30 protein-coding genes are annotated in these 23,189 nt (G+C 59.9%); 16 read left to right on the top strand and 14 right to left on the bottom strand.

The window, feature by feature from the left end; all coding sequences use genetic code 11:
* Positions 1-74 precede the first annotated feature (74 nt).
* From G6N74_RS01735 to aat, 5 genes are all read left to right on the top strand, one after another.
* Positions 75-896, top strand: a complete 822-nt coding sequence (locus G6N74_RS01735) for a DsbA family protein (protein WP_165113598.1) — start codon at positions 75-77, stop codon at positions 894-896.
* Positions 897-1,029: 133 nt separating this feature from the next.
* Complete coding sequence (aroQ, locus tag G6N74_RS01730) at positions 1,030-1,464, top strand: type II 3-dehydroquinate dehydratase (RefSeq protein ID WP_165113596.1); 435 nt, start codon at positions 1,030-1,032, stop codon at positions 1,462-1,464.
* Between the two features lie 29 nt (positions 1,465-1,493).
* Positions 1,494-1,955, top strand: coding sequence for an acetyl-CoA carboxylase biotin carboxyl carrier protein (accB, locus tag G6N74_RS01725; RefSeq protein ID WP_165113594.1), 462 nt, complete (start codon positions 1,494-1,496; stop codon positions 1,953-1,955).
* A 7-nt stretch (positions 1,956-1,962) separates the two neighbouring features.
* The gene (gene accC / locus G6N74_RS01720; RefSeq protein ID WP_165113592.1) at positions 1,963-3,306 is read left to right on the top strand and encodes an acetyl-CoA carboxylase biotin carboxylase subunit; all 1,344 of its coding nucleotides are present in this window, start codon (positions 1,963-1,965) and stop codon (positions 3,304-3,306) included.
* A 105-nt stretch (positions 3,307-3,411) separates the two neighbouring features.
* Complete coding sequence (gene aat, locus G6N74_RS01715) at positions 3,412-4,029, top strand: leucyl/phenylalanyl-tRNA--protein transferase (protein WP_165113590.1); 618 nt, start codon at positions 3,412-3,414, stop codon at positions 4,027-4,029.
* 18 nt (positions 4,030-4,047) lie between these two features.
* Here the strand turns inward: aat and G6N74_RS01710 are convergent, their stop codons facing one another.
* On the bottom strand, positions 4,048-4,536 hold the full coding sequence (locus G6N74_RS01710) for a DUF2155 domain-containing protein (protein WP_246245606.1): 489 nt from the start codon (positions 4,534-4,536) through the stop codon (positions 4,048-4,050).
* 199 nt (positions 4,537-4,735) lie between these two features.
* Positions 4,736-5,134, bottom strand: a complete 399-nt coding sequence (locus tag G6N74_RS01705) for an NADH:ubiquinone oxidoreductase subunit NDUFA12 (RefSeq protein ID WP_165113588.1) — start codon at positions 5,132-5,134, stop codon at positions 4,736-4,738.
* Between the two features lie 167 nt (positions 5,135-5,301).
* On the opposite strand from G6N74_RS01705, the gene G6N74_RS01700 reads away from it, so the two are divergent.
* Complete coding sequence (locus G6N74_RS01700; protein WP_165113586.1) at positions 5,302-5,784, top strand: hypothetical protein; 483 nt, start codon at positions 5,302-5,304, stop codon at positions 5,782-5,784.
* Here the strand turns inward: G6N74_RS01700 and G6N74_RS01695 are convergent.
* From G6N74_RS01695 to gatB, 3 genes are read right to left on the bottom strand one after another with little or no spacing between them, the layout of a single operon-like run.
* Positions 5,768-6,235: a GNAT family N-acetyltransferase gene (locus tag G6N74_RS01695; protein WP_165113584.1), complete on the bottom strand. Its 468-nt coding sequence runs from the start codon at positions 6,233-6,235 to the stop codon at positions 5,768-5,770. The genes G6N74_RS01700 and G6N74_RS01695 overlap by 17 nt on opposite strands.
* A 4-nt stretch (positions 6,236-6,239) precedes the next feature.
* On the bottom strand, positions 6,240-6,731 hold the full coding sequence (locus G6N74_RS01690; RefSeq protein WP_165113582.1) for a GNAT family N-acetyltransferase: 492 nt from the start codon (positions 6,729-6,731) through the stop codon (positions 6,240-6,242).
* Between the two features lie 2 nt (positions 6,732-6,733).
* Positions 6,734-8,236, bottom strand: a complete 1,503-nt coding sequence (gene gatB, locus G6N74_RS01685; RefSeq protein ID WP_165113580.1) for an Asp-tRNA(Asn)/Glu-tRNA(Gln) amidotransferase subunit GatB — start codon at positions 8,234-8,236, stop codon at positions 6,734-6,736.
* 331 nt (positions 8,237-8,567) lie between these two features.
* Between gatB and G6N74_RS01680 the strand changes: the two genes are divergently transcribed.
* Positions 8,568-8,825, top strand: coding sequence for a YjhX family toxin (locus G6N74_RS01680; RefSeq protein ID WP_165113578.1), 258 nt, complete (start codon positions 8,568-8,570; stop codon positions 8,823-8,825).
* 53 nt (positions 8,826-8,878) lie between these two features.
* On the opposite strand, the gene G6N74_RS01675 is transcribed toward G6N74_RS01680, so the two are convergent.
* Both G6N74_RS01675 and G6N74_RS01670 read right to left on the bottom strand, forming a co-directional pair.
* Entirely contained in the window at positions 8,879-9,310 is a 432-nt protein-coding gene (locus G6N74_RS01675; RefSeq protein WP_165113576.1) for a CBS domain-containing protein, read from the bottom strand.
* A 136-nt stretch (positions 9,311-9,446) separates the two neighbouring features.
* The gene (locus G6N74_RS01670; RefSeq protein ID WP_165113574.1) at positions 9,447-10,181 is read right to left on the bottom strand and encodes a rhomboid family intramembrane serine protease; all 735 of its coding nucleotides are present in this window, start codon (positions 10,179-10,181) and stop codon (positions 9,447-9,449) included.
* A 358-nt stretch (positions 10,182-10,539) separates the two neighbouring features.
* On the opposite strand from G6N74_RS01670, the gene G6N74_RS01665 reads away from it, so the two are divergent.
* From G6N74_RS01665 to G6N74_RS01655, 3 genes are all read left to right on the top strand, one after another.
* Positions 10,540-11,178, top strand: a complete 639-nt coding sequence (locus G6N74_RS01665) for a PAS domain-containing protein (protein ID WP_165113572.1) — start codon at positions 10,540-10,542, stop codon at positions 11,176-11,178.
* Between the two features lie 114 nt (positions 11,179-11,292).
* Positions 11,293-11,913 carry a PilZ domain-containing protein gene (locus tag G6N74_RS01660; RefSeq protein ID WP_165113570.1) on the top strand — a complete coding sequence of 207 codons (621 nt, stop codon included), beginning with the start codon at positions 11,293-11,295 and terminating at the stop codon, positions 11,911-11,913.
* A gap of 346 nt (positions 11,914-12,259) precedes the next feature.
* Positions 12,260-12,778: a transglutaminase-like cysteine peptidase gene (locus G6N74_RS01655; RefSeq protein ID WP_246245623.1), complete on the top strand. Its 519-nt coding sequence runs from the start codon at positions 12,260-12,262 to the stop codon at positions 12,776-12,778.
* A gap of 185 nt (positions 12,779-12,963) precedes the next feature.
* Here the strand turns inward: G6N74_RS01655 and G6N74_RS01650 are convergent, their stop codons facing one another.
* Positions 12,964-13,491, bottom strand: a complete 528-nt coding sequence (locus G6N74_RS01650; protein ID WP_165113566.1) for a gamma carbonic anhydrase family protein — start codon at positions 13,489-13,491, stop codon at positions 12,964-12,966.
* Between the two features lie 157 nt (positions 13,492-13,648).
* Here G6N74_RS01650 and G6N74_RS01645 point away from each other — a divergent pair, with 157 nt between their 5' ends.
* Positions 13,649-14,383 carry a hypothetical protein gene (locus G6N74_RS01645; RefSeq protein ID WP_165113564.1) on the top strand — a complete coding sequence of 245 codons (735 nt, stop codon included), beginning with the start codon at positions 13,649-13,651 and terminating at the stop codon, positions 14,381-14,383.
* A 78-nt stretch (positions 14,384-14,461) separates the two neighbouring features.
* Here the strand turns inward: G6N74_RS01645 and G6N74_RS01640 are convergent, their stop codons facing one another.
* Complete coding sequence (locus tag G6N74_RS01640; RefSeq protein ID WP_091913521.1) at positions 14,462-14,665, bottom strand: DUF3126 family protein; 204 nt, start codon at positions 14,663-14,665, stop codon at positions 14,462-14,464.
* A gap of 174 nt (positions 14,666-14,839) precedes the next feature.
* Positions 14,840-15,688 (bottom strand): serine O-acetyltransferase, encoded by an 849-nt coding sequence (cysE, locus tag G6N74_RS01635; protein ID WP_165113562.1) that lies wholly within the window; start codon positions 15,686-15,688, stop codon positions 14,840-14,842.
* Between the two features lie 423 nt (positions 15,689-16,111).
* On the opposite strand from cysE, the gene G6N74_RS01630 reads away from it, so the two are divergent.
* Positions 16,112-16,486, top strand: coding sequence for an SPW repeat domain-containing protein (locus tag G6N74_RS01630; RefSeq protein ID WP_165113560.1), 375 nt, complete (start codon positions 16,112-16,114; stop codon positions 16,484-16,486).
* A gap of 99 nt (positions 16,487-16,585) precedes the next feature.
* Here G6N74_RS01630 and G6N74_RS01625 read toward each other — a convergent pair whose 3' ends face one another.
* From G6N74_RS01625 to G6N74_RS01615, 3 genes are read right to left on the bottom strand one after another with little or no spacing between them, the layout of a single operon-like run.
* Positions 16,586-17,356: an alpha/beta fold hydrolase gene (locus G6N74_RS01625; protein ID WP_165113558.1), complete on the bottom strand. Its 771-nt coding sequence runs from the start codon at positions 17,354-17,356 to the stop codon at positions 16,586-16,588.
* 26 nt (positions 17,357-17,382) lie between these two features.
* Positions 17,383-17,901 (bottom strand): DUF192 domain-containing protein, encoded by a 519-nt coding sequence (locus G6N74_RS01620; protein WP_165113556.1) that lies wholly within the window; start codon positions 17,899-17,901, stop codon positions 17,383-17,385.
* 36 nt (positions 17,902-17,937) lie between these two features.
* Complete coding sequence (locus G6N74_RS01615) at positions 17,938-18,531, bottom strand: cold-shock protein (protein WP_119817716.1); 594 nt, start codon at positions 18,529-18,531, stop codon at positions 17,938-17,940.
* A 217-nt stretch (positions 18,532-18,748) separates the two neighbouring features.
* Here G6N74_RS01615 and G6N74_RS01610 point away from each other — a divergent pair, with 217 nt between their 5' ends.
* Positions 18,749-19,189 (top strand): VOC family protein, encoded by a 441-nt coding sequence (locus G6N74_RS01610; protein WP_165113554.1) that lies wholly within the window; start codon positions 18,749-18,751, stop codon positions 19,187-19,189.
* Between the two features lie 112 nt (positions 19,190-19,301).
* Positions 19,302-20,834 (top strand): acyl-CoA carboxylase subunit beta, encoded by a 1,533-nt coding sequence (locus tag G6N74_RS01605; protein WP_091913511.1) that lies wholly within the window; start codon positions 19,302-19,304, stop codon positions 20,832-20,834.
* A gap of 42 nt (positions 20,835-20,876) precedes the next feature.
* Here the strand turns inward: G6N74_RS01605 and G6N74_RS01600 are convergent, their stop codons facing one another.
* Positions 20,877-21,056 (bottom strand): hypothetical protein, encoded by a 180-nt coding sequence (locus G6N74_RS01600; protein WP_091913509.1) that lies wholly within the window; start codon positions 21,054-21,056, stop codon positions 20,877-20,879.
* 283 nt (positions 21,057-21,339) lie between these two features.
* On the opposite strand from G6N74_RS01600, the gene G6N74_RS01595 reads away from it, so the two are divergent.
* A complete protein-coding gene (locus tag G6N74_RS01595; RefSeq protein WP_165113552.1) occupies positions 21,340-22,206 on the top strand; it encodes a protein-L-isoaspartate O-methyltransferase family protein in 867 nt (288 codons plus the stop codon).
* Between the two features lie 193 nt (positions 22,207-22,399).
* Positions 22,400-23,173, top strand: a complete 774-nt coding sequence (locus G6N74_RS01590; protein ID WP_165113550.1) for an amino acid ABC transporter substrate-binding protein — start codon at positions 22,400-22,402, stop codon at positions 23,171-23,173.
* Positions 23,174-23,189: the final 16 nt, after the last annotated feature.

Genomic DNA, 23,189 nt, shown 5'->3' with positions numbered 1-23,189 from the left:
AGCGTCAAACTCCTGCTATGGAGTGCGGAAAAGAGCGGGCATGCGCAGATTCTCTGGCAAGGACGAGTAACGAGATGAACAAGGCAATTCTGTTTGGCACCACCGGCACGGCAATCGCGCTGGCGATGCTGGCTTTCGGCTTCATGGCGGGACGGCCAGAGACAGCGACTGCCCAGACACTCGCACAGGCTACGAGCTCGACTGCGCCAAATGCTGCGAATCTCGACCGCGCTGAAATCGAGACCATCGTGCGCGATTATCTCCTCAAGAACCCGGAAGTCCTGCTGGAGGCCCAGCAGGCGCTGGAAGACAAGCAGCAGGAGGCGCAGCGCGTTGCCAGCCTCGATGTCATCAAGGGTGCCCAGGAAGACATCTTCAATTCGGCCCATGACGGCGTCGTAGGCAATCCGAACGGCAAGGTCACGATCGTCGAGTTCTATGATTACAATTGCGGCTACTGCAAGCGCGCCCAGGCCGACATGCAGGCGCTGACGGAGACCGACCCGGACCTGCGCTTCGTGCTCAAGGAATTCCCGATCCTCGGCCCGGATTCACAAAAGGCACATGTCGTCTCGCAGGCATTCCTGAAGCTTGCGCCGGAAAAATTCGAAGAGTTCCACAACCAGCTCCTCGGTGGACAGGGTCGTGCGGGCGAAGACAGCGCGATCAAGATCGCGCTGGCGCTCGGCATCGACGAGGCAAAGCTGCGCGAAGAGATGAAGAACCCCGCCATCATGGAGAACTTCTCCAAGACCTACGATCTCGCCAACAAGCTCGCCATCACCGGCACCCCGTCATACGTGGTCGGCAACGAGGTGGTGTTCGGCGCGCTCGGCAAGGATGTGCTGGCCGAGAAGATCAAGGCGGCCAAGACCGCATCGTCGGCCGCCAATTAGGAAACCCGCACAGACACGCCGGCCTGTGGACAGCGAAAGAACCCACTTGCGCTCTTTTCGCGGCGGCCTAAGCCCATTATAGAGGGTGCGGCGCGCCGGTCGGCGATCGGCGCGGAATAAGGGATATTGCATATTGAATACGGTTTTCGTTCTGAACGGCCCCAATCTCAACATGCTCGGCAAGCGCGAGCCGGGCATATATGGCGGCAAGACCCTTGCTGACATCGAGGTCGATTGCCGCAAGAGCGCCGAAGCACTCGGCCTTGCCATCGAGTTTCGACAATCGAACCATGAAGGCAACCTCGTCGACTGGATCCACGAAGCCGCAGACAAGGCCGTCGGCGTGGTCCTCAACGCAGGCGCCTATACGCATACCTCCATTGCCATTCACGACGCGATTCGCGCGACTGCGCCGCTGCCTCTCGTGGAAGTGCATCTCTCCAACATTCACGCGCGCGAGCCGTTCCGGCACGTCTCCATGGTCGCTCCGGTGGCGGTCGGGATGATCTGCGGTTTCGGCCCGCTTGGCTACACAATGGCGCTGCAGGCGCTCGCCGCCCGCCTCTGAGCGGCCGGACCAGAAGAAAAGGCTCGAACATGTCGATAAAGAAGCCCGGTGTTGACCAACAGATGATCCGCGATCTCGCCGGAATCCTCAACGACACCAACCTGACCGAGATCGAAGTGGAACTCGGCGACCTGAAGGTGCGCGTCTCGCGCCAGGCACCGACCGTCCATGCCGTCGCTGCCCCTGCCCCGGTATTCACGCAGACCGCGCCCGGCCCGCAGCCGACGGCTTCCGCTCCGGCAGTACCGGACGTTTCGAAAAACGCCGTGCCCTCGCCAATGGTCGGCACCGCCTACCTGGCACCGTCGCCTGACGCGAAATCCTTCATCGAGGTTGGCCAGGCGGTCAAGGAAGGCCAGACCTTGCTGATCATCGAAGCCATGAAGACGATGAATCAGATCCCCTCGCCGCGCTCCGGTACCGTGACGGCGATCCTTATCGAGGACGCCCAGCCGGTCGAGTTCGGCATGCCTCTGGTCGTCATCGAATAGGCCCCGGATGTTCCAGAAAATCCTCATCGCCAATCGCGGCGAAATCGCCCTTCGGGTCCTGCGCGCTGCCAAGGAACTCGGCATCCAGACGGTCGTCGTCCACTCGACGGCTGACGCCGACGCAATGCATGTGCGCCTTGCCGACGAAAGCGTCTGTATCGGACCGCCGCCCTCGCGCGACAGCTATCTGAACATCCACCAGATCGTCGCGGCCTGCGAGATCACCGGCGCCGACGCTGTCCATCCGGGCTACGGCTTCCTGTCCGAGAACGCCAAGTTTGCCGACATCCTGGCCGCCCATAACATCACCTTCATTGGTCCGTCGGGCGATCATATCCGCATCATGGGCGACAAGATCGAGGCCAAGCGCACTGCCAAGCGTCTCGGCATTCCGGTCGTTCCGGGCTCCGACGGTGCGGTCTCCGACGAAGGCGAGGCCAAGCGCATCGCCGCAGACATCGGCTATCCGGTTATCATCAAGGCATCTGCCGGCGGCGGCGGTCGCGGCATGAAGGTCGCACGCACCGAAGACGACCTGATCGAGGCCTTGCAGACGGCGCGCAGCGAAGCCGGTGCTGCCTTCGGCGACGACGCGGTCTACATTGAAAAATATCTCGAAAAGCCCCGCCACATCGAAATCCAGGTCTTCGGCGACGGTGCCGGCAACGCCATCCATCTGGGAGAGCGCGACTGCTCGCTGCAGCGCCGCCATCAGAAAGTCTGGGAGGAAGCCTTTTCGCCCGCGTTGAACGAAGAACAGCGCATGAAGATCGGCGAAGTCTGCTCCAAGGCGATTGCCGATCTCGGCTATTCAGGCGCCGGCACGATCGAGTTCCTCTATGAGAATGGCGAGTTCTATTTCATCGAGATGAACACCCGCCTTCAGGTTGAGCACCCGGTTACGGAAGCCATCACAGGCATCGATCTCGTGCATGAGCAGATCCGCGTCGCCTCCGGCGGCGGGCTTTCCGTGCGCCAGGAAGACATCCGCTTCCAGGGTCACGCCATCGAATGCCGCATCAATGCGGAGGACCCGCGTACTTTCGTGCCCTCGCCCGGCACGATCACGCATTTCCACACGCCGGGTGGCCTCGGCATTCGCGTCGATTCCGGCGTCTATTCCGGCTATCGCATCCCGCCCTATTACGACAGCCTGATCGGCAAGCTGATCGTGCATGGCCGTAACCGCGTCGAATGCATGATGCGCCTGCGCCGCGCGCTCGATGAGTTCGTCGTCGACGGCATCAAGACGACACTGCCGCTGTTTCGCGAACTGGTCGGCAACCCCGACATTGCCAATGGCGACTACGATATCCATTGGCTGGAAAAGCATCTCGCCGAGACGGAATAGTGCTGGATCAGCCCGGTCGAAAGGCCGGGCATTGTGCGTAGCGTCCGAAAGACCAAGTTGACGGAAACGCGTTTCGGCGCGTTTCTTTTATACTTGTGAGGCTTGATGACCCGTCCATATGCCCCCGGCTATCGCATTCCGCCTGAGCTTTTGCTGAAGGCTTATGCATCGGGCGTGTTCCCGATGGCCGAAAGCGCCTCGGACCCCGAAGTCTTCTGGGTTCGGCCGGAGACACGCGGCGTCATCCCGCTCGATGCCTTCCACGTTCCCAAGAGCTTGCGCAAGGCGATTCGCCAGAACCGCTTCGACATTCGCTTCGACAGCGACTTTGCCGGCGTGATTGACGGTTGCGCCGAAGTTCGCGACGAACGCCAGACGACATGGATCAACGCACCGATTCGCGAGGCCTATATTAACCTGTTCGAGCGCGGCCATTGCCATTCGGTCGAAGCGTGGCGCGACGACTGCCTTGTCGGCGGGCTCTATGGCGTCAGTCTTGGTCGCGTCTTTTTCGGAGAAAGCATGTTCTCCAAGGAGACGGACGCCTCGAAAGTCTGTCTCGTTCATCTCGTGGAGAGGCTGAACGCGCGAGGCTTCGTCCTGCTCGACACCCAGTTCACCACCGAGCATCTCAAGCGCTTCGGCGCGGTCGACGTGCCGCGCGGCAGATACGAAAAGATGCTGGAAAAGGCATTGCGCGGCGAAGCTCTCTTCTACCCCTGAGCGCTAGCCAACCGAGGATCAGTTGCTCTTGGCGGTGTCAGGTGCAGGCACGTCCGATTTTGCCTTGCAGCTCTTCAGCCAGACGTCATAGACGGGATGCTCGACCGCGTTCAGGCCCGGGCTTTCGGCAAACATCCAGCCTGTGAAGATGCGGCGGATTTTCCGGTCGAGCGTGATTTCATCGACCTCGACAAACGAATCGGTCTTGGGCTCTTCCGCTTCAGGCCGCGAATAGCACACACGCGGCGTCACCTGCAGGGCACCGAACTGCACCGTCTCGTTGATATAGACGTCGAACGACGTGATGCGGCCGGTGATCTTGTCGATGCCGGAAAACTCCGCGACCGGGTTCTTCATGCGCTCGACCTTCGGCGCGGGCTCCGGCTTGACCTCTTCGTCGGTCTCCAGCGCTTGCTGTTGCTGCTGGGGCTGGGCCGGCTCTACGTCGAGCGGCATTTCATCGCCATCAAGCGGAAACTGTTCCTGCGCATGGAGCTGCAGGGGCATGACGGTGAACATAATGGCCGAAATCACAAGGGCGCCGGACAAAACTTTGCGCTGAAGAATTCGGCCTAAAATCGTCATAGAGAAAATACCGCAAGTTGCGCCGGGAAGGATCGCTCGCCCACCACGGCATATCGCCTCATTGTGATCAACAAGCAGTTAACCGCGGAATGTGGCGAGAAAACACCGGGCTGGCGCACTCTTATGCGCCGGGAGTCCAGGCGTCGTAATCGCCGGTAACCTGAGGGCGGTGACCCGTGCCCAGCACGGAACCCTTCGGGCGGTATGCTGCCGATGTTCCGGTGAGATTGCTCTGGTGCGGCTGCTGCCACTCGCGGGCTGTGTAGTTCTCCTGCGACGGCGCTGTGTCGACGCGATGATGCATCCAGCCATGCCAGCCGGGCGGAATCTTGGAGGCTTCGGACGTGCCGCTATAGATCACCCAGCGGCGCGTGCGGCCTTCCGAATCGGTGCCGCCTTCGTAATAGACGTTGCCCCAGTCGTCCTGGCCGACTTTCGTGCCGTAGCGCCAGGTGTGAAGGCGTGTGCCGAGCGTCTGCCCGCTCCACCAGGTAAAAAACTGCAGGAAGAAATTCTTCATCGGATTCCTCGCGGCAAGCGCGTCGATCAATACGATGCCTTATGGCTTTCGCAGGCGCGAATGGCAAGAGTTTAGCTGTGAAGCGGGCTGCTTTGCCCGCAATTGGCAAAGGCCTGCGCGCGGCATAGCATTGCAAGACTCTGCAACCCACGCGCGGGCCGAAGCTGATGGAATTGAAGCCTATCCTGGAAATACTCAGCCTGTGCGTGACCATCATCGGCCTGCCGCTGGCGATTTTCATCTTCGTCTACGAACAACAAAAAGAGCGCGCCAATGAAGAAGAGGAAATCTACCAGCTTCTCTCCGACGGCTACACCGACTTCCTGAAGCTGACGCTCGAACACCCGGACCTGAAGCTTCAGTCACGCACCGCCACGCCCAATCTCACTGAGGATCAGGTCGAGCGCATGCTGGCGATGTTTGCGATTCTCATAGCGCTCTTCGAACGGGCCTATCTGGTCGCCTATGACGACGATCTGACCCCGCGAAAGCTTCGCCGCTGGGCTTCGTGGGAAGACTTCATGCGCGAATGGTGCCGGCGCGAGGATTTCCGGCTGGCTCTGCCGCAATTGCTGCCCGGAGAGGACCCGGAGTTCGCGGTCTACATCTCACGTATAGCAGAAGAAGAAGCGGCTAAAGCTTCAGCTTGAAGCCGGCGTGGCTCTGGTCGAAGCCAAGCCGCTTGTAGAAGCGATGCGCGTCGGTGCGTTGCAGGTTGGATGTCAGGTGAACGACGCGCGCACCTATCGCCTGGCCCTGCGCTATGGCATGCCGCATCATCCTCTCACCAATGCCACGGCCACGCATATCAGCCCGCGTCTGCACCGCCTCGACCCGCAACGTCGTCGAACCGCGCCCGGACATGACCACGATCAGCGTCGTCTGGAATGTCCCGACGACCTCGCCGGCCAATTCTGCAACGTAGAGCGTGTCGTTCGCGCTGGCGTCAATGCGCTCGAACGCGGCCTCGTAGAGCGGCAGGGCCTCGGGGTCGATCGTGTCGCCATAGCCGCCGATTGCATCGGCAGCAAAGAGCGCAGCGAGCGCCGGAATGTCAACGCGGCGCGCTGGCCGGATCGACAGATTATCGATGTCAGCCATGGCCTTATCCGAGTTGTTTCTCGCAGTTGAAGATTACGAGGCCCGATGCATGGGTGGTCTTGTCTTCCTGCCTGTCGGCGATGACAAAACCGTTAGCACGGTAGAAGGCCAAGGCGCGATGATTGTCCTCGACGACTTCGAGACGCAGTGTTTTTGCCTCCGGAAAACTGTCTTCGATTTCCGCCAGCAACATTTTGCCAATCCCCAGCCGCTGCGAGGCGGGACGAACGTAAAGTTGGTGGATCGTAACGATCTTCCCATCATCGCCCGCTCTGGCATAGGCCATGCCGCCGAGCATCTTGCCGTCATCGGCGACAAGGAACTCCGAGCGCGGCCGCTCCAGATTGGCCTTCAGCTTCGCCAGCGAATGCCACTCGTCGGTGATTTTAGTGACCCGTTCGGCCCCGTAAATCGCATCATAGGTCGCGTGCCACGTCTCCACCAGCAGCGCGCGGACGGCTGCCAGATCGCGCTCGCTGGCGGTGCGGACGAACATATTTACTCGACGATCCCGAGCTTGGCCTTGATCAGGTCGTTGACCGCCTGAGGGTTGGCCTTGCCGCCGGTCGCCTTCATCACCTGACCGACGAACCAACCGGCCATGCTCGGCTTGGCGCGCGCCTGCTCGGCCTTGTCCGGGTTGGCGGCAATCACCTCGTCCACCGCCTTTTCAATGGCGCCGGTATCGGTCACCTGCTTCATGCCGCGGCTTTCGACCAGCGCGCGCGGGTCGCCGCCCTCGTTCCAGACGATCTCGAACAGGTCCTTGGCGATCTTGCCGGAGATGGTGCCTTCCCTGATCAGGTCGACAACCGCGCCGAGCTGATCGGGCGAAACCGGAGCGTTTTCAATGTCCTTGCCGGCCTTGTTCAACGCGCCCAGCAGGTCGTTGATGACCCAGTTGGCGGCAAGCTTGCCGTCGCGGCCGGCCGCAACCTTTTCGAAATAATCGGCAATGGCCTTTTCCGAAACCAGGATAGAGGCGTCATAGACGGAAAGGCCGAGGCTCGAGATCAACCGCGCCTTCTTGTCGTCCGGCAGCTCCGGCAGGTCCTTCGCCAGTTCGTCGACATAAGCCTGGTCGAATTCGAGCGGCAGAAGGTCCGGATCGGGGAAATAGCGATAATCATGCGCCTCTTCCTTGGAGCGCATGGACCGCGTCTCACCCTTGTTCGGGTCGAACAACCGGGTCTCCTGGTCGATCTTGCCGCCGTCTTCCAGAATGGCAATCTGGCGGCGTGCCTCGTACTCGATGGCCTGGCCGACGAAGCGGATCGAATTGACGTTCTTGATCTCGCAACGCGTGCCGAACTCGCCGCCCGGCTTGCGCACGGAAACGTTGACGTCAGCGCGCATCGAGCCCTCGTCCATGTTGCCATCGCAGGTGCCGAGATAGCGCACGATGGTGCGCAGCTTGGTGACATAGGCCTTCGCTTCGTCTGCCGAGCGCATGTCGGGCTTGGAGACGATCTCCATCAGGGCAACGCCGGAGCGGTTTAGGTCGACATAGGACATGGTCGGGTGCTGGTCGTGAATCGACTTGCCGGCATCCTGTTCCAGATGCAGGCGCTCGATGCCGATTTCGACGTCCTCGAACTCGCCCTTGCGATCGGGACCGACCGAAATCGTGATCTTGCCCTCGCCGACGATCGGCTGCTTGAACTGCGAAATCTGGTAGCCCTGCGGCAGGTCCGGATAAAAGTAGTTCTTACGGTCGAAGACGGACTTGTGATTGATCTGCGCCTTCAGCCCGAGCCCGGTGCGGATCGCCTGCTTGACGCATTCCTCGTTGATGACCGGCAGCATGCCGGGCATGGCCGCATCGACCAGGCTGACATTGGCGTTCGGCTCCGCGCCGAACGAGGTCGAGGCACCGGAGAACAGCTTCGCATTGGAGGTCACTTGCGCATGCACTTCCAGGCCGATGATGATTTCCCAGTCGCCGGTGGCGCCGGGGATCAGGCGTTTCGGGTCGGGCGTGCGCGTGTCGATGAGGGTCATGGCGTTCCGGCTGGGCTATTTGTTGCAAAATAGGAATTTTGTTGAGCAACTGAATTCAACTGTTCGCTAGATCAATCGTTGCTCTGTTGCAACCATTCCCGTTCAAAGTGTGACGTTTGGCCGGCCCCGGCTGGCGCGAAAACCACGGTCATATTATATCCATCCCGTCCCGATGGAGTTTGGATATGTCTAAGTCAGCTCAGTCCCGCTAAAGCCCTGACCTTCCGAGGAAGGCAGGGCATGAAAACCTGAAACCCCGTGCCGCAGGCCCCTGCGGCGGCGGACATTTCTATTTGGCCTTTTGGTCAGGTTTTCCGGGAATTCTCCAAAAATGGACATATCGCGCAATGAACAGCGCATTCTGCACCTGCTTGCGCAGGGCGGACGCATTGAAATCGTAAAAGACGACAGCAAGCGTATCGAAGAAATCTCTTGCCTCACCCGCGACGGGTGGGCCTATCCGGATTTCGATCTCGGTATTTTCCGCAAGCTGAAACGGAAGAAGGCGATCGCCTCTTCCAATGGCGGCCCCTATCGCATCACGCGCCACGGGCTGAAGCTGGTTCGCCCCGAACTGGACAACAGGTAGGACTGCTCTGGAACCCGCCGGCATATTCGTGTGCCGGCGGTTATCCCGAGATACTACGCCGTCGCTATATAGGCGCGTATTTCTTCTGCCTCGCGCTCGACATCTTCAATACGCCGCTTGACCACGTCGCCGATGGACACGATGCCATCAAGACGGCCGTTCTTTTCGACCGGCAGGTGGCGGAAGCGGCCGCGCGTCATGATTTCCATGACTTCGTTGACCGTATGATGCTCGTTGCAGATATTGACCTTGGGCGTCATCACCGCCCGCACGGTCTGCTCCAGCGCTCCCACCCCCTCCTTGGCGAGAACCCGGACGATATCGCGCTCCGAGAGAATGCCGACGATCCTCTGATCGCCATTAGTGACGACCAGCGCGCCGATGCGGTGGTCGGCCAGTATTCTTACCGCTTCAGCCAGTTTCTCGTTCGGCCCGAGCGTGAAAACGTCATGGCCCTTCGCTTCGAGAATTGCCTTAACCGTCATGGCGTCCTCCTTTGCCAGTACAAAACCGGAACCGGCCCATACTCCTCCACGTCGCGGCTCCAATGCCGTCATGGTGCGCTTGGATGGCCTGCATTTCAAGTGTGAAGCCGGTTTCGCGGACGCTCAGGGTTCGCAGCTAAAGCGGCATGCTTCGTTGAGGATGATCAAAAAACTGGATTCCGAAAAAGCCGACCAGAAAGCCGCCGACATGGGCCTCCCAGGCGATGCGGTTGGCCATGTCCGGTCCAAATCCGTAAATGCCGGTGACGAGATTGACGACCATCCAGACGACAAGGAACGTCATCACGGTGCGAGAGCGGAAAACCAGCGATACCGGCAGGAGCACGCCGGCGAAGGCGGGCTTTCCGGCGGAGCGGTCTACGCGGAAGCCGAAGCGGGCGGCGGCACCCATCATCCCTGCGATCGCACCGGAGGCGCCGACCAGCGGCGCATTGTCCATCGAATGCAGGCTGTAGTGCAGCGCGACCGCAGCGATGCTCGAAACCACCCAGAAAACAACGAAGCGAAGCGCGCCGAGCCGGTTCGCTAGCGGCGAGCCGAATGCCGCAAGCCACACCATGTTGATCAGCAGATGCGCGACGCTTCCATGCAGGAAGGAATAGGTAACCGGGCTGGTAAAGGCATAGAAGTCCAGATCGAACTCGCCCGAATAGCGGATTGGAATGAAGGCACCGCGCAGGATCAGTTCGAAATCCTGATCGGCCGTCAGCACATAAAGCCGAAGCAGATGGATGCCGACGCAGAGCGCGATAGCGCCAATGACGATGGCGGGAAGATTGAAAACCGGCTCGCGGCGCTCAGGTGCCGGTTCCGGCTCGGGGCTGCGTTCTTCCGGCAATGCGTCATTCATGCTGGGTTCCAACTGCTGGGTCATCGAGACGCCTTAGCGAAGAGCGGCGCGAATCACAAAAGAAAAGCCGCCCAAAGTTCCCCTTGGACGGCTGGTCGAGCCCCACGCTCTCCCAAAATCTTTGACTGAAGTGCTGCCGATCGCCTCGCGGCGACCACTTCTGGAGTGGTTTCAAGGTGCCACAGGCCCGATTGACACGCAACGTAAACCAATTGTTAACCTTAACGCCCCCGATCGGTTAACAAGCCGACACCCGGACTGGCACGCAACCTGCTCCGCCCCGCATGTAGGCCATCGAACAACGCCTTTCTGTTCGCCGATGGAACACAACAGAACAGATCGCGCGGAGCGGAGCAGCATGAAACAGAACGGATCGATCGACCTGTTCCATTATTGGAACCGATTGCGAGACGGGCGTCCGGCACCGAAGCGGACCGAAATAGAACCCAGCGATATAAAGTCCCTGCTCGCTGACACGTTTATTCTCGAGAAGGATACGCGCGGCGAAGCGGTGTTCCGGCTCGCCGGCACGCGCCTCTGCGCCACCTATGGGCGCGAGCTGAAGGGTTTTTCATTCCCGTCGCTCTGGCGCGAGAAGGACCAGCGGCTGATTGCACGGCTGGCCTATGGCGTGTTCAAGGCAAAATCCGTTGTGCTGGTGACCTTCGAAGGCAGGTCGAAAGGCGAACGCACCAACCCGTTCGAACTGCTGCTGCTGCCGCTTGATGGCGGCCTCGAACACCAGCGCTCGCTGGGCATCGTCACGCCTGCCGAAAAGCCGTACTGGCTCGGCACTGATCCGATCGTCGACTCGCTGATAGATTCGGTCCGGGTCATCGATCCCGACCGCGAGCCGATGTTCCTGAACAACCGCCCGGCGGTCACCGTCCCGTCCCTGGCGCCCAGCGACCATACTTTCTCGGACCAGTCACTCGCCATGAACGGCGCAAGACGCATCCGTCACCTCGTGGTTTTCAAGGGCGGACGCGACGAATAGCTTAATTTCCGGCCATTCCGAGGCCGATAACTTACATGTTGTTAACCTGTGTGGCTGTATTTTTGACCGAAATCGCGCGCGTCTGCGCGAAATTTGAACGGGACAGAGGCAGTCATGAGGTCAGCGGCGATCGACTACGCGCCGTCGGTTGCGGAAAAGCGCAATTTTCAGCGCGTCCGCGTGAAGATCTATGGCCGTTTCATGCTTGAGGATCGCACGGAGCATCCGTGCCAGGTCGTTGACATGTCGCCCGGCAATGTAGCCCTGCGTTGCGACACCATCGGACGCCCCGGCGAGAAGATCATCGCCTATCTCGACCATATCGGCCGCATAGAAGGCGTTCTGACGCGCACGATGCGTGACGGCTTCGCCATGACCATCGTCGCCTCCGAGCGCAAGAAGGACAAGCTTGCGGCACAGCTCACCTGGCTCGCCAACAAGCACGAGCTCGACCTGCCGGAGGACCGCCGCCACGAGCGCGTCGCCCCACGCAATCCGATGAGCTCGCTGCAGCTTCTCGACGGCCGCCAGTATCAGTGCCGCATCATAGATCTGTCGCTTTCTGGCGCGGCGATCGAGATCGACGTGAAACCGGCGCTCGGCGTCCAGGTAATCCTCGGCACCATGCGCGGCCAGATCGTCCGCCATTTCGAGGACGGCGTCGCCATCGAGTTCGCTGTCATACAGCGGCCCGAAACGCTGGACGCCGAATTCAACAGCGCCAGCCAGCCCTGATCTAAGCGACCTCAAATTCGAACCCACCAAAAGACCGGCCATTGGCCGGTCTTTTTCGTTGTTGCCGCGATTTTCGCCGCCGCCACGCGCCACTCCGGATTCGCTAAAATTTTAAGCGAATTTGATTTTCATTTTATACTTATTATATTTGAATTTGATTTCAATTTACGAGCGTTTTTACTCAAGATGTACTTCGGAGTTTTGCGTCAAATAAATCCGCATCTGTCAATGTGTCCTCAAACGGGGATAGGCCACAATGACAAAAACAAAATGGGTTTCGGTTCTTTTCGCAGCAGTGGTTGGACTGGTCGGGTTTTCGATCGACGCGAAGGCGGCAGAGCCGTTCATGCATGTCGGCGGCCGCACGACGCAGCCGGTCGGGCATTATGAGTTCTGCCAGCGCCTGCCGGTCGAATGCAATCAGAAGACATCCAAGCAAGCGCCGGTCGAACTGACGCGCAAGCTCTGGGCAGCGATGGTCGACATCAACAATGCGGTCAATGTTTCGGTCAAGCCTATGACCGACATGGAAATCTACGGCCAGGAAGAATACTGGGCCTATCCGGACCACGGCGCCGGCGATTGCGAGGACTACGCCCTGGAGAAGCGCCGCCGCCTGATGGCGCTCGGCGTGCCGGCCGGCAACCTGCTGATAACGGTTGCGCGTCAGCCCAACGGCGACGGACATGCGGTGCTGACAGTGCGCACCAGCATGGGCGAGTTCATCCTCGACAACCTTGAAGCCCGCGTCCTTGCGTGGACCGACACCGAATACACCTATCTGAAGCGCCAGTCCGACCGCAATTCCGGCGTCTGGGTGCAGATCAATGACGGCCGCGCCGATGCGGTGGCCAGCGTTCGCTAGAGCATGATCCCGAAAAGTTGCAGACTTTTCGGACAAGATTATGCTTCAAAATCAATATCCTAGAGTTAGCGAGAAAACCCGGTCGAGTCCCCACCCTCCCCGTCCCCAACGACCGGGTTCAAGGAGCCGGCCCAGTCCCCGGGCCGGCTCCGCCTTTTTCGGGTGGAGCATTTTTCGCGAAAGCTTTAGATTTTCGTCAAGCCTGCTTTGAAGCGTTTGCCATTGGCTACATAGTGCGCGGCAGACGCGCGCAGCCGCTCGACCGCCGCTTCATCCAGCGTCCTGATAGCCTTGGCGGGCGAGCCGACGATCAGCGAATTGTCGGGAAACTCCTTGCCTTCCGTCACCAGTGCGCCGGCGCCGACAAGGCTGTTCTTGCCTATGCGCGCGCCGTTGAGAACGATGGCGCCCATTCCGATCAGGCTGTTGTCGCCGATCGTGCAGCCATGCAGCATCGCCCGGTGGCCGATCGTGCAGCCATTCCCGATGGTCAGCGGAAAACCCACGTCGGTATGCATCACCGTATGTTCCTGGATATTAGTGTCCGCGCCGATGACGATAGGGTCATTGTCGCCGCGGATCACCGTGCCGAACCAGACGCCGGCATTTCGCCCGATCCGCACCCGTCCGATGATCGTCGCGTCGGGCGCGATCCAGTTGCTGTCCTGATCCTCGAATTCGGGCTGCGTTCCGTCCAGTACATAAAGCGGCATTCATTGTACTCCGTTGCCGGCGCACACTAAAAGCATGACCAACGACTGCGCAAGGCCGGGAATCTTTACCAGCCGTTTACCATGAAATTGCAAGAGTGAGTGCTGTGGATAGGGCTATGCGGCTTCGTTCGTCAACCGCATCTGAAGGACACTCGCAATGAGACAAAGCACGGCATCGCCGGCGGAGGACACGATCACGGCGATCGATTCCTCGCTGATGCTGAAGGTCTTTTATGCCTTCGCCGCACTTGCCTTGCTGTCGGCGGCGCTCAGCTTCGGCGGAAAATGGTTCGGCCGCTCGATTGCGATGGCGGGCCACACCGACGACGCCACGCTTCATGAAATCGTCATCGGCAACAATGTCATCTCGGTGCCGGCAAACGCCATCCGCTTCGAACGCGCCCGGCGCGACGGCATTGCCTCGCGGCTGGACCTCTATCTGCGCTGGCCAGATATGGAGGGTTATTCGGAGACGGCCCGCGACGATTTCAACAATGCGGACGGCACGAAGCGCATCCTGTTCCTCACATTCGAGGAAAGCATGATGTCGCGCGACATGAGCGGCCGTTTCGCACCGATCTACCGCTCGCTCATCGCACAGCCCGGGCAACCGGGTCCTCACGGCATTACGCTCTACGATTTCACTGAAAAGTCCGGCTATCTGAACGAGATTCTCGCAGTGGCCGCACGAGCCGGCCAGGAGCCGTTCGTTGCTCGTTGCCTGACCGGACCGAGTGCAGAAGAATCACTGGCGCCTTGCGAGCGCGATATCCAGCTGGGCGACAATCTCAGCCTCACATACCGCTTTCCGCGGGAATTGCTGGCTGACTGGCCTCGGCTGGAGGCAAGCGTGACCGCCAAGGCGGCCCGCATTCTCAAAACCGACCGTTGAATCCGGCCGATCTTGCTTGGTTGAAATTCAGGTCAGGCCAGCCTTCGCAGGCCGCCCTCGCCTGAATATCAGCGCATCCTAGTTCAGGTCGATGTCCAGGATCGCCATCGAGAAATTGTAATCGCCGTCGTCTTCGTCCTTGAAGACGATGCCGAGGAACTCGTCGCCGACATAGACTTCGGCAGAGTCGTCCTTGCGCGGACGGGCCTTCACCTGCAACTGCGGATTCTGGAACGTGCGCTTGAAAAAGGCGTCGAGTTTTCTGATTTCTTCCGGCTTCAAAACTTTTCTCCCGGTGGCGGGTGGATAGATGGAACGCGCTTCTGGCACGTCAAGGATGGCGGTGTAAAGGCAACGCCGACATAATGCCCAAGAGAGCTGCGCCTAACAACGCCAAGCGCGGCGACAGCCACGCTGGCCGCCTCGCCAGACAGGGTAGAGTTCGCGAACGCCCTCTTAGATATCGAAGCTGACGACGTGATCCATGACCTGCGATGGCAGGAACTGGTCCATCTGGCGCGACGGCTGGTCGCATCCCGTCTCGCCAACGACTCGGGCCGGTACGCCGGCAACCGTCTTGTTGTGCGGCACCGGGGAAAGCACGACCGACCCGGCCGCGATCTTGGAGCAATGGCCGACCTCGATATTGCCGAGGATCTTTGCGCCCGCACCGATCAGCACGCCGTAACGGATTTTCGGATGACGGTCGCCGCCGGCCTTGCCGGTGCCGCCTAGCGTCACACCATGCAGGATCGAAACGTCGTCCTCGATGAGCGCCGTCTCGCCGACGACGAGGCCGGTCGCGTGATCGATGAAGATGCCCTTGCCTATGCGCGAAGCCGGATGAATGTCGGTCTGGAACACCGAGGAAGACCGGCTCTGCAAATAGAGCGCGAAATCCTTGCGGCCCCGGTTCCAAAGCCAATGCGCCAGACGGTGGGTCTGGATCGCGTGAAAGCCCTTGAAATAGAGGATCGGCATCAGGAAGCGGTCGCAGGCTGGATCGCGGTCGTAATAGGCTTGGATGTCGACGCGCACCGTAGAGGCCCAATCGGTATTTTCGCGCAGCATTGCCTTGAAGGTCTGGCGGATCAGATCGGCGCCGACGTCCTGATGATCGAGACGCTCGGCGAGACGATGAATGACCGCATCCTCCAGACTGTCCTGATTGAGGATCGTAGAATAGAGGAAGGCCGAAAGCAGCGGATCGCGCGATACGGCGTCCATGGCCTCGTCGCGGACCGAACTCCATATCGGATCGATCGGTTGAAGCGTGTTCGCACGCGCTGCGCTGGTGATCGTCATCTGCGGTCTCCGTTGCCGCTTCGTCTGTACTGCGGCACGTATAGTCCAAACATTAGCATGTTTGAACTCAATTTTCCTTATCACATCGTCAAATGGATTGGCTTGGCCCCGTTTCAAGCCGCAATGGAAAACAATCCCTTCATACCGCACACCGAAGCAACATATCCCGTCGAGCCGTTGTACGGCCTGCGGCCATTCGACTATTCGCGGGGATTTGTAATGCGGCCCAGCCGTATCGTGCAAGGCAGTTACTCGGCGCTTTAGCAATCGATCCAGCGAAATCCTTGCTTTTACAGGTCTTTTTTGAGATAATAACAACAGTGCGTACGAACGCTCGGCTGAGGAGTTCGACAAGGAATAGCGCACGAAATCCTCACGGGTGTTTGAGCTACGCTCAAAAGTAGCCTTAAGAGGAGTCTCGTTATGGCAACACTTAACAGAATGAGTTCCTGGCAGTTTCTTGAGCACCGGCGATGGGAGGATATCCTGTCGATGCTGCTCGGCGCTGTGATACTGGGAACGGCAATGTTCGGCAACACCATGGGCAACACGACAATGGTCGCAGCCACCGCTTTGGTCGGCGCGGCAATAGTGGTGCTGGGAGGTCTCGAGCAGATGTACCTGCGCCGCTGGGAGGAATTCCTGGCGTTCTTCTGTGGTATCTGGGTAATGGCCTCGCCATTCACCTTCAACTACGGAGCACCTTTGCGCACATGGCACATCGTGCTTGGCGCCGCCGTGGCCGCACTCGCGATCCTGGAACTCTGGCAGGACCGCAACCGCAGGCTTGACCCCTGAACAACAGGTCGGGGAGCTTGAAGATTGCGCCGCCGGGTCATTCCGGCGGCGCAATCATGTGAGGTCACTGAGTTCGCGACCCGTTCGACCGATAGGCAATCAGAGCGGATTGTCTTTCAGGAATTCAAGCACGCGCGCCTTGAAGGTGCGGTCGCCGACGGCGAGCATATGGTCCCTGCCCTCGATGTCGAATGCCTCCGCATTAGGCATCATCGCCGCAAGCTTTTGCGCCGAACCGCCGATATCGTCCCTGGTGCCGACGGCAACGAGCGTCGGCTGCATGATGCGACCGAGCTCCGCCTCGCTCAGCAGCGTGCGCGAGGTCTCGATACAGGCCGCAAGCGCTTCGCGGTCGCTTTTGGTCTGATCGGCGAAGGTACGGAACGTCTTGGCGCGCTGATGGGTGATCTGGTCTGGATCGGGTGCCAGCAGCGCTTCCGCGATCGGGTCCCAATCGCCAACGCCATCGACCATACCATAGCCGAGCCCGCCGAAAACCAGCGTCGCCACCTTGTCGGGTTCCGCCAGCGCCAGGAACGCCGAAACGCGCGCGCCCATCGAATAGCCCATGACATGAGCCCGTTCGATGCCGAGATGGTCGAGCAGTGCCGCCGCATCGCCGGCCATCTTTTCCGGCGTATAGTCAGCAGTATCGTAGCTTTTCGTGGAAAGGCCGTGGCCGCGATGGTCGAAGGCGATCGCGCGATATCCGGCTTCCGTCAGTGTCTTCACCCAGCCGGGCGAAACCCAGTTGACGATGTGGCTAGAGGCAAAGCCATGGATCAGCAGGATCGGATCGCCCGCACCCTGCTGTGGCTCGCGGTCGAGAAAAGCGAGTTCGAAGCCCTCATGGTCGAAAAACTGCGTCACGGCCTGTCTGCTCCCGAAGAAACGTCCTACCCGGGATTGGCCGAGCCGGAAACCTTGCTGATGGCAGGATGGCGAACCGCGTCGCCATCCACGATGCCAGCCTTTTCAGCCGTTCCGGCCTTCAATTCAAGCACGAAACGCACGGGCTCATTCGGCGCGATGAGAGCCTCCGAGAATGGTTCGCCACGGCGGATCGCCTTGATCTTCCCGTCCGGGCCAATGAAGACCAGATCGAGCGGCATCGGCGTGTTCTTCATCCAGAAGCCAACTTCGCGGGTCTGGTCGAAAACGAAAAGCATGCCGTGATCGTCGGGCATCTCTTCGCGGAACATCAATCCAGCCGAACGCTCCTTGTCATCGTCGGCGATTTCGATCCTGAAGGGCTGATCACCCTTGGCGGTCGCCACGACCAGCGGTGCCGGCTCGACCGGCAGGATCATCGCCCTGCCGTCGGCTATCGACGACCCTTGCAAGGCGAAATAGGTGAAAATACTGATTATGGCGGCGAAAATCGCACCGGTGGCAAACCAAGTCTTTCGAGCCATCATGATCCCTGTTCGCGCCTGGACCGGGACCACACCTTAATGCGAAACCGGCAAAGTCCCGATATCAGGGTGAATTTCGGCAGCCATAAGGCCCTTGTCGCCGCGACCGAAGCGAACCAGCACGACCTGGCCCGGACGAAGCTCCGTCAGGCCGTAACGGCGCAAGGTTTCCATATGGACAAAAATGTCCTCCGTGCCCTCGCCGCGCGTCAGGAAGCCAAAGCCCTTGGTGCGGTTGAACCACTTCACCAATGCGCGTTCCAGCCCGCTTTCGGCGGTCACCGCGACATGGGTTCGCTGTTCCTGCATCTCGGCCGGGTGAATGGCCGTCGAATTGTCCATCGAAAGCACGCGGAAGGCCTGCAGCCCGCGTTCGCCCTGCCTGACGAGACAGACAACGCGCGCGCCCTCCAGCGCAGTCTGGAAACCGTCGCGGCGCAGGCACGTAACGTGAAGGAGAATATCGGAAGCGCCGTCATCGGGCAGGATGAAGCCGTAACCCTTGGCCACATCGAACCACTTGATGGCACCGGAGATCTCAGTCAGATCAGCTGCCTCGCCGATCTCGTCACGGTTCAAGGCATCATCCCCGATCAAGTCCCGCCTCATGAAAGAGGCTCTGTCCCCCATTCGACCGCACCTTTTCCTGACTAAAGACACAACTGATTCTTACAACCAGAATAACACTGCGTGTTCCGGTCTATGCAATACCCGCTTTGCCTTTTTTCACCATTTCAGCCGTTCCAATACTGCCAATCATCTTTCCGCGCACCTTGTATGGCCTCGAAGGTTGCCGAAAAGGGGTGGCGCGCCCTATGTTCCCGCGCCCAACCCGAGGAAAGAACACATGCGCTATCTCCACACAATGGTCCGCGTCGCCGACGTGGATGCCTCGCTCGATTTCTATTGCAACAAGCTCGGCCTTGTCGAAGTCCGCCGCCACGAAAACAAGGACGCGCGCTTCACGCTGATCTTCCTGGCCGCCCCGGAGGACGAGCATGACGGTATCACCGCCAAGGCACCGCTGATCGAACTCACCTACAACTGGGATCCGGAAGACTACAAGGGCGGCCGCAATTTCGGCCATCTCGCCTACGAGGTCGACGACATCTACGTCACCTGCCAGCGCCTCATGGACAAGGGCGTGACCATCAACCGCCCGCCACGCGACGGCAACATGGCCTTCATCAAGTCGCCGGACGGCATCTCGATCGAACTTCTTCAGAAAGGCCCCGCCAAGGAAAAAGCCGAGCCCTGGGTCTCTATGAGCAACACCGGTACCTGGTAGCGCGATCCCACGCACATCCGGTTAGCGCGGCTGCGGCAGACCCGATATTTGCGCTCGCCGACTGTCGTGCTAACACCGCTGGCAAAACACTTGCCCCGGGGAAACGTTCGTCATGAAAGATGTGCTGAAGGAACTTGAGCGCCGCCGCGAAATGGCCCGCGCCGGCGGCGGCCCCGCGCGCATTGCCGCCCAGCACAAGAAGGGCAAGCTCACCGCCCGCGAACGCATCGAGATTTTTCTCGACGAAGGCTCGTTCGAGGAATTCGACATGTATGTCGAGCATCGCTCGACCGATTTCGGCATGGAAGGCACCAAGATCGCCGGTGACGGCGTCGTAACCGGCTGGGGAACGGTCAATGGCCGGCCAGTCTATCTCTTCGCCAAGGATTTCACGGTTTTCGGCGGCTCGCTGTCCGAGGCGCATGCCGAGAAGGTGCACAAGGTGCAGGACATGGCCCTGCGCAACCGCGCGCCGATTATCGGCCTCTACGATGCCGGCGGCGCACGCATCCAGGAAGGCGTCGCCGCACTCGGTGGCTATGCCGAAATCTTCCAGCGCAACGTGCTCGCCTCGGGCGTCATCCCGCAAATCTCCGTCATCATGGGGCCATGTGCGGGCGGCGACGTCTATTCGCCGGCCATGACCGACTTCATCTTCATGGTGCGCGACACCTCCTACATGTTCGTCACCGGCCCGGATGTGGTGAAGACCGTCACCAACGAGACCGTGACGGCCGAAAGCCTCGGCGGCGCTTCGATCCACACGACGAAATCCTCGATCGCCGATGGCGCTTACGACAACGATGTCGAGACGCTGCTGCAGATGCGCCGTCTGGTCGACTTCCTGCCGGCTTCAAACACCGCCGAACTCCCGGAAATCGAGTGCTTCCAGTCTGTCACCGATCATGATCTGTCGCTCGACCGGCTGATCCCGGACAACGCCAACAAGCCCTACGACATCAAGGAATTGATCCTGAAGACCGCCGACGAAGGCGATTTCTTTGAGATTCAGCCTAGCTTTGCCAAGAACATCGTCACCGGTTTCGGCCGCATCGAAGGCCGCACCGTCGGTTTCGTCGCCAATCAGCCGATGGTGCTGGCAGGCGTGCTGGATTCGGATGCCAGCCGCAAGGCCGCGCGCTTCGTCCGCTTCTGCGACTGCTTCAACATTCCGATCGTCACCTTCGTCGACGTGCCCGGCTTCCTGCCCGGCACTGCGCAGGAATATGGCGGGTTGATCAAGCACGGCGCAAAGCTGCTGTTTGCCTATGCCGAAGCGACCGTGCCCAAGATCACCGTCATCACGCGAAAAGCCTATGGCGGCGCCTATGACGTCATGGCGTCGAAGCACCTTCGCGGCGACATGAACTATGCTTGGCCGACAGCGCAGATCGCCGTCATGGGCGCCAAGGGCGCGGTCGAGATCATCTATCGCAAGGATATCGGTGACGCCGAGAAAATCGCAGCCCACACAAAGGCTTACGAGGATCGCTTCCTGTCGCCTTTCGTTGCCGCCGAGCGCGGTTATATCGACGAGGTGATCATGCCGCATTCGACGCGCCGACGTGTCGCGCGAGCGCTGCGCATGCTGCGCAACAAGGATTTGCAGAATCCCTGGAAGAAGCACGACAACATCCCGCTGTGAGGCTTCGCCTCACGGTGATCTGTCGCGGTTTTTGGTCCGCCGTTACGCGCTGAGTTGCACGACGTCGTTGTATTCGTCGAGATCGACGTAAAACAATCTCGTGATCTCGGCGATCAGGTCTTCATTGCGATAGCCGCGCGACCGCAGAATGTTGACCGCCGTGAGAATATCCACACGTTCGGTCAGGCGCGGCTTAAGACTGTCTTCGATAACGTGCTGCATCCGGCTTTCCCCTTGCCCGTTTCGCCCAAACACAAGGAACAGCAACAAAACTTCAACGCAGAGAGTGAGCGCGCTTGCTTGCGCCAGCCTTGCGGCTTCGCTTGCACTCACTCGAACAACTGATTCACTCTGATGATGATTGGCCGAATCGCTCCAGCCAACTGAAGAATAACACAGCAAAATCAGTGTGCAGCATTCAACTTATCGAGCTTTCATAAAGGGTTCGGCGTTGACGCGCCGCCGGTCTGCCTGCGTAATATCATTCGCGAGGAGGCGAACCGGCATGCGGAAAGGCAAGAATCTCGACGAAGTACGCGCCTTCTATGCAAGCTTGATGTTTGCCGCGAGCAATTCCAGCGACCCCAGGCTGGAGCGGGTGTTCGAACTGGTGCCGCGCGAGGCCTTCATGCCGCCCGGACCGTGGAAGATCATGGTGAACCACCGCCACTATGTCCAAACGCCGAGCGCCGACCCCATCTACCTCTATCAGAATGCACTCGTCGCACTCGATGCGGACAAGGGCATCAACAATGGCGAACCCTATCTTCACGCCGCCTGGCTCGGCGCGGTTGCGCCGCAGCCCGGCGAAACCGTCTGTCACATAGGCACCGGCACCGGCTACTACACCGCCATGATGTCGGTGCTGGTTCTGCCGGGCGGAAAGGTCGACGCTTTCGAGCTGGAACCGGATCTTGCGCGCCAGGCTCGCCAAAATCTGGAACCCTTCGAGAATGCGTCCGTCATCGTGGGAGACGCCACGGTCCTGCCGATCCCGCAATGCGACCTGATCTACGTCAACGCCGGTGTCGCCTGCCCGCCACCATCTTGGTTGCAGGCGTTGCGCCCCGACGGGCGCATGATCTTTCCATGGCGGCCGGCGGAAGAAGTCGGCGTTGCGCTTTTGGTCCGGCGCGTGGCCACCGGCTTCTCGGTGAAACCGTTGATGCCGTCGTGGTTCATTCCCTGCGTCGGCGCTTCGAGCACGGAAGGCTGCACAAAGGTGCCAGGCAAGCGGGAAGCGGCCCGAACGCGCTCGCTATGGCTGACCGCCGACAAGGCGCCGGACGAAACCGCCACCGCGATATACCGCGACGTCTGGTTTTCATCAGCCGAATTGCCGGTCAAGCCGACGACTGCCAGGGTCATGTAATTTTCGCATGGGTCAATTGCGGTCAGACTTCACGCAATTTCATTTCAGAGAATCCATCATATCAGGATCAGGGTTTTACAAATCACGTTCCTTGGAAAAATATTCGCGTTCCATTCGTGTTATCGTTCTGACAATCTGCAGGTTCTTCGCAATTGATCGGCCAAAGGGCCGGGAAACTTCAGGATCAAACACCATGAAATGGTTGAACACGCTGCTCGTCGCCGGTGCCTTGCAGCTTCTGGCGCTCGCTCCCGGCCATGCCGGCTCCAACCTCGAACAGGTCAAGAGCGCCGGCGTCTTCAAGATCGGCACGGAAGGCACCTATGCGCCCTTCACCTACCACGATACGTCGGGCAAGCTCGTCGGCTTCGACGTTGAAATCGGCGAGGAAATCGCCAAGCGCCTCGGCGTGAAGGCTGAGTTCCTCGAAGGCCGCTGGGACGGCCTGATCGCCGGTCTCGACGCCAACCGTTATGACGCCGTCATCAATCAGGTCGGCATCACCGACGCACGCAAGCAGAAATACGATTTCTCCGAGCCTTACATCGCCTCCAAGGCCGCGCTGATCGTGCGCGGCGACAATGAGGAGATAAAGACGTTTGCCGATCTCAAGGGCAAGAAGTCGGCACAGTCGCTGACCAGCAATTTCGGCAAGCTCGCCGAGGCCTCGGGGGCGGCTTTGGTCGGCACCGACGGCTTCGATCAGTCGATCCAGCTCGTGCTCAACGGCCGCGCCGACGCCACTGTCAACGACAGCCTGTCCTTCCTCGACTTCAAGAAGCACAAGCCCGACGCCAACGTGAAAATCGCTGCAACCGAAGACAAAGCCGACTATTCCGGCGTCATCATCCGCAAGGGCGAGCCCGAACTGCTCGAGGCCATCAATGCGGCGCTGAAGGAAATCCAGTCGGACGGCACCTACCAGAAAATCTCCGACAAATATTTCGGACAGGACGTCTCGAAGTAGTCGCATCGCGTGCAAT

Source organism: Mesorhizobium zhangyense (assembly GCF_011045115.1).
GTDB lineage: Bacteria > Pseudomonadota > Alphaproteobacteria > Rhizobiales > Rhizobiaceae > Mesorhizobium_M > Mesorhizobium_M zhangyense.
This window is presented reverse-complemented; position numbering and strand designations above follow the sequence as displayed.

Coding starts and splice junctions, on each gene's coding strand:
- G6N74_RS01620 (WP_165113556.1), bottom strand. CDS start 17,901: ATGGCTCGAAAGACTTGGTTTGCCACCGGTGCGATTTTCGCCGCCATA.
- G6N74_RS01675 (WP_165113576.1), bottom strand. CDS start 9,310: ATGACGGTTAAGGCAATTCTCGAAGCGAAGGGCCATGACGTTTTCACG.
- cysE (WP_165113562.1), bottom strand. CDS start 15,688: ATGACGATCACCAGCGCAGCGCGTGCGAACACGCTTCAACCGATCGAT.
- accB (WP_165113594.1), top strand. CDS start 1,494: ATGTCGATAAAGAAGCCCGGTGTTGACCAACAGATGATCCGCGATCTC.
- accC (WP_165113592.1), top strand. CDS start 1,963: ATGTTCCAGAAAATCCTCATCGCCAATCGCGGCGAAATCGCCCTTCGG.
- G6N74_RS01595 (WP_165113552.1), top strand. CDS start 21,340: ATGCGGAAAGGCAAGAATCTCGACGAAGTACGCGCCTTCTATGCAAGC.
- G6N74_RS01735 (WP_165113598.1), top strand. CDS start 75: ATGAACAAGGCAATTCTGTTTGGCACCACCGGCACGGCAATCGCGCTG.
- G6N74_RS01645 (WP_165113564.1), top strand. CDS start 13,649: ATGAGACAAAGCACGGCATCGCCGGCGGAGGACACGATCACGGCGATC.
- G6N74_RS01705 (WP_165113588.1), bottom strand. CDS start 5,134: ATGAAGAATTTCTTCCTGCAGTTTTTTACCTGGTGGAGCGGGCAGACG.
- G6N74_RS01650 (WP_165113566.1), bottom strand. CDS start 13,491: ATGCCGCTTTATGTACTGGACGGAACGCAGCCCGAATTCGAGGATCAG.
- G6N74_RS01695 (WP_165113584.1), bottom strand. CDS start 6,235: ATGGCTGACATCGATAATCTGTCGATCCGGCCAGCGCGCCGCGTTGAC.
- G6N74_RS01615 (WP_119817716.1), bottom strand. CDS start 18,531: ATGGGGGACAGAGCCTCTTTCATGAGGCGGGACTTGATCGGGGATGAT.
- G6N74_RS01655 (WP_246245623.1), top strand. CDS start 12,260: ATGCATGTCGGCGGCCGCACGACGCAGCCGGTCGGGCATTATGAGTTC.
- G6N74_RS01660 (WP_165113570.1), top strand. CDS start 11,293: ATGAGGTCAGCGGCGATCGACTACGCGCCGTCGGTTGCGGAAAAGCGC.
- G6N74_RS01670 (WP_165113574.1), bottom strand. CDS start 10,181: ATGAATGACGCATTGCCGGAAGAACGCAGCCCCGAGCCGGAACCGGCA.
- G6N74_RS01710 (WP_246245606.1), bottom strand. CDS start 4,536: ATGCCCCTGCAGCTCCATGCGCAGGAACAGTTTCCGCTTGATGGCGAT.
- G6N74_RS01590 (WP_165113550.1), top strand. CDS start 22,400: ATGAAATGGTTGAACACGCTGCTCGTCGCCGGTGCCTTGCAGCTTCTG.
- gatB (WP_165113580.1), bottom strand. CDS start 8,236: ATGACCCTCATCGACACGCGCACGCCCGACCCGAAACGCCTGATCCCC.
- G6N74_RS01680 (WP_165113578.1), top strand. CDS start 8,568: ATGGACATATCGCGCAATGAACAGCGCATTCTGCACCTGCTTGCGCAG.
- G6N74_RS01690 (WP_165113582.1), bottom strand. CDS start 6,731: ATGTTCGTCCGCACCGCCAGCGAGCGCGATCTGGCAGCCGTCCGCGCG.
- G6N74_RS01600 (WP_091913509.1), bottom strand. CDS start 21,056: ATGCAGCACGTTATCGAAGACAGTCTTAAGCCGCGCCTGACCGAACGT.
- G6N74_RS01700 (WP_165113586.1), top strand. CDS start 5,302: ATGGAATTGAAGCCTATCCTGGAAATACTCAGCCTGTGCGTGACCATC.
- G6N74_RS01665 (WP_165113572.1), top strand. CDS start 10,540: ATGAAACAGAACGGATCGATCGACCTGTTCCATTATTGGAACCGATTG.
- G6N74_RS01605 (WP_091913511.1), top strand. CDS start 19,302: ATGAAAGATGTGCTGAAGGAACTTGAGCGCCGCCGCGAAATGGCCCGC.
- G6N74_RS01610 (WP_165113554.1), top strand. CDS start 18,749: ATGCGCTATCTCCACACAATGGTCCGCGTCGCCGACGTGGATGCCTCG.
- aat (WP_165113590.1), top strand. CDS start 3,412: ATGACCCGTCCATATGCCCCCGGCTATCGCATTCCGCCTGAGCTTTTG.
- G6N74_RS01630 (WP_165113560.1), top strand. CDS start 16,112: ATGGCAACACTTAACAGAATGAGTTCCTGGCAGTTTCTTGAGCACCGG.